The organism is Spirillospora sp. NPDC046719, from assembly GCF_040645715.1.
GTDB lineage: Bacteria > Actinomycetota > Actinomycetes > Streptosporangiales > Streptosporangiaceae > Spirillospora.
In genome coordinates this window covers 1-10470 of record NZ_JBEYYT010000345.1, presented here as the reverse complement: position 1 = coordinate 10470, position 10470 = coordinate 1, and the positions used below count along the sequence as shown (strand labels likewise).

The window sequence follows — 10470 nt, the reverse complement described above, 5'->3', positions numbered from 1 at the left end:
CATGCCGGGGGCGCCGGGGCCGCCGTGGGCGGGCCCGCGGCCCGCGCCGTTCAGCCGGGCGCCGAGCCTGACGGCGAGCGGCCGCAGCAGGTGCCCGATGCCGGTGAGGATCCAGAGCAGCAGCTGCCCCACCCCCGCCACGATCCGGCCGGACAGCCGCCACGCCTGGTGGGCGACGGCTGGGCCGAACCCCGCGGGGTCGGGTCCGGTCCGGGCCTTGTCATCGGTGGTCACTTCTCAATACTGACCGCTGGACGGGCTCATCACCTCACCGTGCGGTGGTATGCCCGCGGCCGGAATCCCCCTGGAGGACGACCCCCGATCCCTCCTTGCGGGGGACGTGCGGGCGACCGGCGGAGACGTAATGTCTTAACCGTGACCGCAACGGCGGCACCGCCGACGTAGGGGGTTCGGCGGGCTGCCGCGGTCACGCCAACCGCCCGGTTTCAGGGGTCCGGGCGGGGAAGCATGGGAAGCACCTCGCCGGACGGCCGCGCCGCCCGCCTCCGCGGAGGCACTCGCCGGTCTCGCCTGGGCTGGGGTTCGGCCGGCAACAGGTTCCGGCCGCCCGGCGAGGGATCCCATGCGGCCGCTCGTGGCGGCCCTGACAGGGCCGCCACCGGCGCGGCACGGCCCCCGAAGAGGGCCGCCTTCTCACACGTTCTCGCCTGCGGCCTTCTCGACCGGTTCGGCCGGCGTGGAGGCGGGGGCGTGCTTGCGGTCCGCCTCGTCCAGCGCCGGCTCCAGGTAGATCATGCCCGCCTCGGGGATCACCGCGCGGACCTTGGCCTCGGCCGCGTCGATGCCGCGAGCCACCTCGGCGGCGGTGTCGTCGTGGTAGACGGCGATCTTCGCGGCGATCAGCAGCTCCTCCGGGCCGAGGTACTCGGTCCGCATGTGGATGACGTGGTCGACCTGCTCCACCGACTCCAGCGCCTCGATGATCCGCTTCTCCTGGTCGGCGTCGACGCCCTCGCCGATCAGCAGGCTCTTGGTCTCGATCGCCAGCACCGTGGCGACGATGCCCAGTAGGACGCCGATGCCGACGGTGCCGATGCCGTCCCAGCGCCCGTCGCCGGTCGCGACCGCCATCGACACGCCGAACAGCGCGAGGATCAGGCCGATCAGCGCCGCCGCGTCCTCCAGCAGGACGACCGGCAGCTCCGGCGCCTTCGCGCGGCGAATGAACGCCCACCACGACTTGCCGGCGCGCAGCTGGTCCGACTCCTTGATCGCGGTGCGGAAGGAGAAGCCCTCCATCCCGATCGCGATGATCAGCACCGCGAACGCCCAGATCGGCGACTCGACGTCCTCCGGGTGCAGGATCTTGTGGTAGCCCTCGTACAACGAGAACGCCGAGCCGACGGTGAACAGCACGACCGCGACGACGAACGCGTAGAAGTAGCGTTCCCGCCCGTACCCGAACGGGTGCTCGGGCGTCCGGTCGCGCTCGGAGCGCTTGCGGCCGAGCAGCAGCAGCCCCTGGTTCCCCGAGTCGGCGACCGAGTGGATCGACTCCGCCAGCATCGACGACGACCCCGTGAACGCGAACGCGACCATCTTCGACGCGGCGATTCCGAGGTTGGCGGCCAGGGCCGCGATGATGGCCTTCGTCCCACCCTCAGCACTCATCTAGGCAATCCTCGCTTTGAGCTCTTGAATGGCCGGCACGGGCGTCGGGTCGACGCCCAGCGTGATGGCCAAGTAAACCGTGACATAGTCGGCCAGCGCGATCATTGTCGCGATTCTCTCGAGCGGATGGTCGCCCTCGGCGAGGATCTCGGTCACCGCGACGCCCCGGTCCCGGGCCAGCTCGACGGACGCCTCGCGCCGCTTGGCGGTCTGCGGGTGCTCCTCGGTGTCGCGCAGCACGACCAGGTGCAGGCCGTGCTCCGCGTCCTCGGTGCGGTCGCGGAAGAAGTCGTCGGGATCGGCCGGCGAGCCGCCGCCCGCGAAGAGGCCGTCGAACGCCATCACCTGGTTGTGGTCCGCCTCCGGCAGGCCGCCGAAGACGCCCGGGTACTTGGCGTTCTCGTTGAGCTGGCAGCACATCCGGTACGCGGCCGTCTCGGCGAGCGGGGACGTCCCCCACACCAGCGGGACGTCGCCGGCGAGGTCCAGCGCGATCCGCTTCGCCGGGTTCACGAACGGCTCGCTGTCCGGGCGGCACCGGTGCGCGACGTCCTCCAGCCGGGCCGCCGTGGACTCCAGCACCGCGTCGGGGACGTCCGTCAGGCCGAGCGTGCGGGCCGCGACGAGCAGCGGGACCGTGAGGCCCCAGAGCGTCGACCGCGGCTGCCCCACCGACCGCACCGGGACGAACACGCCGCGGCTGCGGGCGGCGAGATCGGCCAGCGGCGAGCCGGCCCCGCCGACGCACAGCAGCCGGCAGCCGCGCCGGGCCGCCTGCGCCGCCACCTCCAGGGTCTCCTCGGTGGAGCCGGAGCAGGACACCGCGATGACCAGGTCGGCGGCGCCGACCCAGCCGGGCAGCCGGTACCCGCGGACCGTCGTGACCGGGACGGGGCAGCCGAGCCCGCAGACCGCCGCGAGGACGTCCCCGGAGATCCCGGAGCCGCCCATGCCGGTGACCACGACCGCGCGGGGGCGGCCGTCCTCGGCGAGCGCCGCGACGCCGGCCTCCTCGGCCGCGCGCCGCGCCTCCCGGATCTGCGCCGCGGACGAGGCGACCTGCCGCAGCATCCCGCCCGGATCGGCCGCCTCGACGTCCGGCGCCTCCTCCAGCCGTCCCGGATCGAGCGTGCTCACGAAGCGGGGGCCCGGGCCTCGTCGACGAGGAGGACGGGGATGTCGTCACGGACCGGGTAGGCGTAGCCGCAGGAGCCGGTGCACACCAGCTCGGCGGCGGCGTCGTCGGCGCGCAGCTCGCCGCCGCAGTTCGGGCAGGCCAGGATCTCCAGCAGCCAGTCGTCCAGCTTCATGCTCATAGCAGCGTCACTTCTCCCTCACGATGGCCAGGACCTCGTCGCGGATCGCCGCCATGGTGGCCTCGTCGCCGGCCTCCGCGTTGAGGCGCAGCAGCGGCTCGGTGTTGGACGGCCGCAGGTTGAACCACCATCCGGCGGCCTCGTCCCCGACGGTCAGGCCGTCCAGCTCGTCGATCGTAACGCGGGGGCGGCCGGCGAACGCCTCGCGGACCTTGCCCGCCGCGGCGTCCTGGTCGGCGACCTCGCTGTTGATCTCGCCGGACGCCGCGTAGCGGGTGTACTCGCCGAGCAGCTCCGACAGGGGGCCGTCCTGCTCGCCCAGCGCGGCCAGCACGTGCAGCGCGGCGAGCATGCCGGAGTCGGCGAACCAGAAGTCGCGGAAGTAGAAGTGCGCCGAGTGCTCGCCGCCGAACACCGCACCCGTCTCCGCCATCGTCTGCTTGATGAACGAGTGCCCGACCCGGGTCCGGACGGGGGACCCGCCGTTCTCGGTGACGATCTCCGGGACGGCCTTCGAGGTGATCAGGTTGTGCACGATCGGCGCGCCGGGGTGCTTGGCCAGCTCCCGCACCGCGACCAGCGCGGTGATCGCGGACGGCGCGACGATCTCGCCGCGCTCGTCGACCACGAAGCAGCGGTCGGCGTCGCCGTCGAAGGCGAGGCCGATGTCGGCGCCGGTCTCGCGGACCTTGGCCTGCAGGTCGCGCAGGTTCTCCGGCTCGATCGGGTTGGCCTCGTGGTTGGGGAAGGTGCCGTCCAGCTCGAAGTACAGCGGGACGAGGTCGATCGGCAGCCCCTCGAAGACGACCGGGACGGTGTGGCCGCCCATGCCGTTGCCCGCGTCCACGACGACCTTGAGCGGACGGATCGAGGACAGGTCGACCAGCGTCTTGAGGTGGTCGGCGTAGCCGTGCAGGACGTCGCGCTGCGACACCGTGCCGGGCTCCCCGTCGTAGGCCGGGACGCCGTTCTCGACCATCTCGCGGATCTCGGTCAGGCCGGTGTCGCGGCCGACCGGCTTGGCGCCCGCGCGGCACAGCTTGATGCCGTTGTACTTCGCCGGGTTGTGGCTGGCGGTGAACATCGCGCCGGGGACGTCCAGGTCGCCGCTGGCGTAGTAGAGCATGTCGGTGGAGCCGAGCCCGGCCTCGATCACGTCCGCGCCCTGCGAGGTCGCGCCGCGCGCGAACGCGGCGGCCAGCGGCCCGGACGACTCGCGCATGTCGTGCGCGGTGACGATCGCGTCCGCCCCGGTCACCCGCACGAACGCCGCGCCGGCCGCCTCCGCGACGGCGGCGTCCAGCTCGTCGGGCACGACGCCGCGGATGTCGTACGCCTTGAAGATCTTGGCGAGGTCGCCCACTCCTGCTCCCCTGTACGCAAGTGATGACCGAAAGTCGGCGGGACAACCGAGCCTACCGGGAAGCGCGGCGGCGGCCCGAGCCGGTGCCGGTCGTGGGCGTGACCGGGGTCACTCCTGCGCCTGGATCACTCCTACGGCGGGGTCACTCCTGGGGCTGGGTGCCCGCCGGTTCGGAGCGCAGCACGCGCAGGTGCCCGCGGCGGCCGACCTCGGTGCCCTGGCCGACGGGCTCCTGCCCGGGGGCCGGCGCGGGGCGGGCGGCCTCGCGGACGGCGTCGGCGAGCGCCTCCAGGTCGTCGGCGCTCGGCTCGGTCTCCTCCTCGACGGGGAGCCGGACCAGCTCCCAGCCCATGGGGGCCGTCAGCCGCTCCGAATGCTCCGCGCACAGGTCGTAGCAGTGCGGCTCGGCGTACGTGGCGAGGGGCCCCAGGACAGCGGTCGAGTCGCGGTAGACGTACGTGAGCGTGAAGACTGCGGGCGCCTTGCAGGCGGTGCGGGAGCAGGTGCGGACGGGGCTCACGATGGCCGACCGTACCTCGCTCCCGCCGCCTCCGCCACCACCCGGGCGCACGTGTCGCCGTTACCGCCCGATTTCGCGGGTAACAACTACATACCGTGTGGACCCGAACTCTCACCGTGCGGCCGCTGTCGGGGCGAGGTGGGGCCGCTGTCCGGGGCGCCACGTTGGCGTTCCCGATGCGGAGACGGGTGTTCCTGGTGCGGGGGCCGGGGTTCGCGTGCGGCGGGAGGTAACCTGAGGGAGTGCGATCCCGTGTGGCAGGCGTACGGCGCCGCGATCGGCACGGTCGCGGCCTCCGTGGCCCTCTGACGCCCCCGCAGGCGCCGGTCTCCCGGACCCGCGCGGAGAAGTTCGACGACCTCGTCCACGACGAGGTGCGGCGGCTCGGCGCGCGCTGGGGCAGGGAGCTGTCCGGTGTGGAGTTCGGCGTCGAGGAGGTGCCGGACGTCGAGCCCTGGTTCGACGGCCCCGTCCCCCTCGGCCGGACGGTGCCCGCCGACGGCGCCCGTCCCCTCCGCATCGTGGTGTTCCGGCGTCCCGTGGAGGCGCGCGCGTCGGGCGAGCAGGAGCTCGGCCGGCTGGTGCGCGACCTGCTGGTGGAGGAGGTCGCCGACCTCCTCGGCCTCTCCCCCGAGTCCGTCGACCCGAGCTATGACTCCCCGGACGACTAGCGCCGCTGACTGCCGGCCGATGGAGACGGGCCGACGGAGACGGGCCGGTGGAGACGGGCGGATGACGGCTAGCGGATGAGGGCGGTCTGGCTGTCGCCGGTGGGCGGGAGCCGGACGGTGGTGGGCGCGGGCATCAGCGGCAGCACGGTGAACAGGTAGCCGCCGCCCTTGCCCTTCGCCATGATCCGCGCGGCGTAGACCGGCCCCGAACCCGGCTTGGCCGTGATGACGGCCCCGTAGCCCTTGTCGCCGCCGTGCGGTGCGGCGAGCTTCGTCTCGACGGTGCGTCCCGCGCCGATCTCGACATTCTGCGGTGCGCCGGGCCCCTGCCCGTCCATCGTGGTGATCTGGACGGTGGCGCGGCCGGTGGGCGCGGTGAGGACGACGGACGCGTCGAACCGGTCGTCGGCGATGACCGCGGAGGCCCCGGACGGGCCGCCGAGCGGCTCGGTGGCGGTGCCGTAGGCGACGTCGGCGCCGCGCGAGGCCGCGTAGCCGGCGATGATCGGCCGGTCGGAGTCCAGCCGGACGGCAGCGGCGCGGCCGGACAGGGCGCCGGCGAGGTCGACGGAGGTGACGCTCTGCGCGGGCGCCTCCACGGTGTCCTGGCCCTGCGGGGCGAAGGCGCCGTCGGCGGTGACGGCCCGCACCCGGATCCGGGCGTCGGCCTCGCCGGGCACCGCGATGACGAGGCGGCGCTGCCCGTCGCCGCCGGGCACCCCGGGGACGACCGCGGACGCGGCGGGCGCGGGCGACAGCGGCAGCCACTCGACGCCCTTCTTCTCGCCGATCCGGACCCGCAGCGACGCGGCGACGCGTCCGGCGGTGGTGTGCACGTTGAGCGCGAGGTCGCGGGCGGTCTTGACGATGTCGCCGAGCCCCTCCGGCTGCTCGCCGATCTTGATGACGCTGGTGCTGTACGGCGCGACGGGCGTGGCGAGGCCCTCGGTGGTGTCGAGCGGCCCCTCCCCGGACAGGCCGGTGACGTCGACGGACGCGGGCTGGGCGTCGACGTTGGTGAGGTACAGGTCGATCCGGTCGGCGGCGAGCGGGCCGGGGCCGAGGAACCACAGGTCGGTGCCGGGACGGGCGCAGCGGGCGCTCGCGAGGCCGCGGTCGGGGCCGCCGGACCAGTGGGTGGTCTGCTCGGCCTCGATCCCGGCGGCGAGGGCGCCGGTGGCCCGGACGGTGTAGGAGTCCTCGGTGGTGCCCGTGTCCTTGTCCCAGCCCTGGCCGGGGGCGGTCATGGAGGCGAGCGGGGAGCCGCCGCGGGTGTCGGCCACGTCGAGGCGTCCGCCGGTCCGCTTCTGCGGGAGGGACTGGAGGGCGACGCGGCCGCTCTCGTGCCCCGGGCAGACCATGACGGCGGCGTCGACGGGCGCGCTGCGGCCCTTGGCCACGGCGTTCCCGGGGCGGGAGAACGACGCGGCGCCGTAGAGGGCCGCGAGGCCGACCAGGACGAGGGCGGCGATGGCGTAGCGCATGCCGAGGAGCTTCAGCACTCGGTCCATGTCAGCTCTGCTCCTCCGAGGCCACGGGTTCGGGCGCGGGCTCTGGCGCGGGCTCGCTCGCGGACCTGGGCTTCGGCAGGGTTCCGGAGGCGGGCTCGGGCTCGTCCCGCGGCGGCTCCGCAGGCTCCGGTGTCTCCGCTGGCGGGGCCGGTTCCGGTTCGTGGCGGACGCCGGCGCGGTGCCCTCCGCGCACGCCGCGCCTGGCGCGGCGGCCCCGCCGTTCGCGCCGTTCGCGGTTGCGGTCGCCGCCCGGCACGAGGGTGTCGGCGCGCGCGCCCGGCAGCGCCAGGACGGCGACCAGGAGCACCGCCACGCCCTGGACGACGAGCCACGCGTGCCGCATCAGCATGCCGCGCGTCAGCGTGACCTCGCCGCCGGACGGGGGGACGTCGTAGCCCTGCGCCCATCCGTCGACGGTCCGCGGCTTGAGGCCGCGGCCGTTCAGCTCCGCCTTCCAGCCGCCGTCGGCCGGTTCGGCGAGCAGCAGTGTGCGCGCGCCGGTCCCGGCGGGGATGCGCACACGCGCGTCGATCCTGCCCGCGCGCAGCGGCGTGATCGTGGAGCTCTGCAGGAGCATCATGCGGGCGGAGTTCGCCTGGAGGCGCCACACCGCGAACGATCCCGTCCGGCTGAGGCGCGACAGTTCCGGCGCCGCGTCCAGGACCTTGGTTACGGGGTCGGAGCCGGGGTGCGGCACCAGCACGTACTGGACGCCCATCCGCGACAGCGCCGGGCCGTCGTCGCCCTCCCGGTTGGCGGCCAGGCTCGCGACCAGCTCGTCCAGGCGGCGCTCGCCGGGCCCGTCCGCGATGGTCTCGGCCTCACCGAGCCTCGGCCGGTCGCCGCGGAGCAGCGTGTAGGCGACGCGTCCGGACGGGTCGCCGTGCAGCACGAGCGTGCGCGGCCCGCCCGGCGCCTTGACGAACTCGGGGACGGTGTCCGCGCCGACCGTGCCCAGCGGCCCGTCCGCGCCCCGGGCGATCCACGCGCCCGCCGCGAGCAGCGGCGCCGTGAGCGCGGCGAGGACGACGACCGCGCCGCCCGCCTTGTAGATCAGGTGCTTGCCGGCGAGGACCTCGGTGCCGCGCTGCACGGCGGCGGTCGCGGCCAGCAGGACCCCGGCGCCCGCGAAGATCAGCGCGACGCCCGGCCAGGCAGGCGCCGCGTCCGCGCCCTTGGTGACGGTGGCGGCGCCGGTGAGGATCGCGACGAGCAGCCCGGCGACGGCCAGCAGCCACCCCGCGAGGACGGCGGTGCGGCGGCCGCGCAGCGGCAGCGCGCAGACGGCGGCGGCGAACAGCCCGCCGAAGGTCCACCACACGGGCGTACCGGGGCCACCGGGGTTCAGGGCGAGCAGCTCGGCGGCCGTCGCGGGCTCGAACGCCCGGTGCAGGCCCGCCTCCAGCAGGAACCGCGACGGGTGCAGCAGCAGCCCGACCGTCCACGGGAACAGCAGCAGCGGCGGGACGGCCAGCGCGATGACGAGGTTGCGGCGGTCCTGCCGGCGGCGCCGGTCGAACAGCGCCCAGACCAGGCCACCGCCGGCCAGCGCGAGCGGCCACGCGAGCGGGACGAACGCGGTCGCGACGGTCAGCAGCAGCGCGACCGCCCAGGCCGCGCGCGCGGCGCGCTTGCGCAGCGTGGCGGGGTCTGCGGCGAAGCGCGGCAGCCCGTACATGCGGGCCACCTGCACGGCGACCAGCGGGAGCAGGACGAGGACGACCGCGGTGCCGAGCCGGCCGCCCGCGATGGCGCCGGTCGCGGCGGGCAGCAGCGCGTACGCGGCGGCGAACCACACGCGGACGGCGGCGACGGGGATGCGGCGGCCGGTGGAGCGGGCCCGGCGGCCGGTCCGCGGCGGCTCCAGCACCAGGACGCGGGACGCGCGGTAGGCGGTGAGCCCGGCGAGCGGGACGCTGCCGAGCAGCAGGACCGCGACCGCCAGCCACGGCTTACCGAACAGGACCGTCGACAGCAGCGCTAGGAACCCGACGTACGGCGGGCTGCCCGCGCCCGTGCCGAGCCCGACCGGGTGGAAGCCGGACAGGTACTGGTCCCACAGGTCGCTCGCGCCGCCCCACGCGGGCACGAGCGCTCCGCCGCCGAGCCGCGCGGCCCCGGTGATCAGCGACCGCTCGGCCGCGACGGTGACGGCGGCGAGCGCCAGCACCAGCAGCACGCCGGGATGGGCGAGCAGCCGGCGGATCGGGCCGGGCTCGTCGGTGATCTCGTCCTCGGACTCCCGGTCGTGCTCGTGCGCGGCGAAGAACTCCGAGACCGCCTCGGCGGCGCGGCGCAGCGCGACCATCCGGGGCTGGAACCTCCGGACGCTGCGGTGCACGCGCGCCCGGCCGTCGGCGCGGACGGCGCGGGCGCGCCGCAGCCGGCCCGGATCGCGCAGCACGTCGGCGAGCGCGGCGAGCTCCGCGCGCGCGGCGGCGGGCCGTTTGGTGATCGTCAGGACGAGCGCGTGCACCAGCGACGCCCACACGTTCCGGACCAGCGTCCGCAGCATGGTCCGGAACGGCTGGTTCGCCAGCAGCGTCCACAGCGCGTTGCGGCGGTCGCGGCGGAGCGGGTGCTCGGAGGTCATCCCGATCTCGCGGAGCCCCCGCCTCGCGGCCTCGGCGTGGTACACGACCGCGTCGGTCGCGACGACGACCCGGTGCCCGGCCGCGTGCGCCCGCCAGCAGAAGTCCAGGTCGTCGCGGAAGATGCCGTACTCGACGTCGAACCCGCCGAGCCGGTCCCACACGTCGCGCCGCACCAGCATCCCGGCGCTGGAGACGGCCAGCACGTCGCGGACGCCGTCGTGCTGGCCCTGGTCGAACTCGCGGCGGTCGACGCCGGTCCAGCGGCGCCCGGCCGCGTCGACGGACGTCCCGGCCTCGCGCAGCACGCGCCGGTCGGCGAAGTCGCGGATCTTGGGGCCGAGGACGGCGATGCCGGGGTCGGACTCGGCGGTCCGCAGCAGGTGGCCGAGGGCGTCGTGGTCGGGCACGGAGTCGTCGTGCAGCAGCCAGATCCACTCGGACCTGGGGTTGCCCGGCTCGTCGTCGGGGACGGGGGCGGACGCGGCGTCCTGGCGCAGCGCCTCGGCGACGGCCTCGCCGTAGCCGGTGGTGCGGGGCAGCGTGAGGACGCCGTGACCGCCGACGACCTCGGCGAGGACGGCGGGGCCGCGGTCGCGGCTCCCGGTGTCCACGGTCACGAGGCGCTGCACGGGCCGCGCCTGCGTCAGCAGCGCCTTGAGCGCCTCGGGCAGCCAGCGCGCGCCGTCGTGGGCGACGAGGACGGCCGTGACGACATGGCGATCGAGTGTGGGGGCCAAGGATCGCTCGATCTGTGGGACGACGGGTGATTCCCTGCTGGAATGCAGCAGCCGTGGGGGGGGGGGGGGGGGGGAGCGGGGGGGAGGGGAGGCGGGGGATGGGGGGTAGAAGTTGTAAAACACGCC

8 protein-coding genes and 1 pseudogene are annotated in these 10470 nt (G+C 75.1%); 1 reads left to right on the top strand and 8 read right to left on the bottom strand.

Annotated elements, in window-relative coordinates; genetic code table 11:
* From ABZ914_RS38210 to ABZ914_RS38185, 6 genes and pseudogenes are all read right to left on the bottom strand, one after another.
* Window positions 1-234: pseudogene (locus ABZ914_RS38210) on the bottom strand (sensor histidine kinase); the annotation flags it as partial.
* A 420-nt stretch (window positions 235-654) separates the two neighbouring features.
* Entirely contained in the window at window positions 655-1632 is a 978-nt protein-coding gene (locus ABZ914_RS38205) for a cation diffusion facilitator family transporter (RefSeq protein ID WP_500199322.1), read from the bottom strand.
* Window positions 1633-2769, bottom strand: coding sequence for a bifunctional phosphoglucose/phosphomannose isomerase (locus tag ABZ914_RS38200; protein ID WP_500199320.1), 1137 nt, complete (start codon window positions 2767-2769; stop codon window positions 1633-1635).
* On the bottom strand, window positions 2766-2948 hold the full coding sequence (locus tag ABZ914_RS38195) for a Trm112 family protein (RefSeq protein WP_151538645.1): 183 nt from the start codon (window positions 2946-2948) through the stop codon (window positions 2766-2768). The genes ABZ914_RS38200 and ABZ914_RS38195 overlap by 4 nt, the downstream gene beginning before the upstream one ends.
* A gap of 7 nt (window positions 2949-2955) precedes the next feature.
* Window positions 2956-4311 carry a phosphomannomutase/phosphoglucomutase gene (locus ABZ914_RS38190; protein WP_500199318.1) on the bottom strand — a complete coding sequence of 452 codons (1356 nt, stop codon included), beginning with the start codon at window positions 4309-4311 and terminating at the stop codon, window positions 2956-2958.
* Between the two features lie 142 nt (window positions 4312-4453).
* A complete protein-coding gene (locus ABZ914_RS38185; RefSeq protein WP_190860159.1) occupies window positions 4454-4831 on the bottom strand; it encodes a DUF3499 domain-containing protein in 378 nt (125 codons plus the stop codon).
* 254 nt (window positions 4832-5085) lie between these two features.
* Between ABZ914_RS38185 and ABZ914_RS38180 the strand changes: the two genes are divergently transcribed.
* Window positions 5086-5502, top strand: coding sequence for a metallopeptidase family protein (locus ABZ914_RS38180; RefSeq protein WP_190860263.1), 417 nt, complete (start codon window positions 5086-5088; stop codon window positions 5500-5502).
* Between the two features lie 68 nt (window positions 5503-5570).
* Here ABZ914_RS38180 and ABZ914_RS38175 read toward each other — a convergent pair whose 3' ends face one another.
* Together ABZ914_RS38175 and ABZ914_RS38170 are read right to left on the bottom strand one after the other, a co-directional pair.
* Window positions 5571-7013, bottom strand: a complete 1443-nt coding sequence (locus ABZ914_RS38175) for a DUF5719 family protein (protein ID WP_500199310.1) — start codon at window positions 7011-7013, stop codon at window positions 5571-5573.
* 1 nt (window position 7014) lies between these two features.
* Window positions 7015-10344: a glycosyltransferase gene (locus tag ABZ914_RS38170; RefSeq protein WP_500199308.1), complete on the bottom strand. Its 3330-nt coding sequence runs from the start codon at window positions 10342-10344 to the stop codon at window positions 7015-7017.
* Between the last annotated feature and the right edge of the window lie 126 nt (window positions 10345-10470).

What these genes read in the sequence shown, in the direction of transcription:
- ABZ914_RS38205 (WP_500199322.1), bottom strand. Translation starts at nt 1,632, where the DNA reads ATGAGTGCTGAGGGTGGGACGAAGGCCATCATCGCGGCCCTGGCCGCC.
- ABZ914_RS38195 (WP_151538645.1), bottom strand. Translation starts at nt 2,948, where the DNA reads ATGAGCATGAAGCTGGACGACTGGCTGCTGGAGATCCTGGCCTGCCCG.
- ABZ914_RS38175 (WP_500199310.1), bottom strand. Translation starts at nt 7,013, where the DNA reads ATGGACCGAGTGCTGAAGCTCCTCGGCATGCGCTACGCCATCGCCGCC.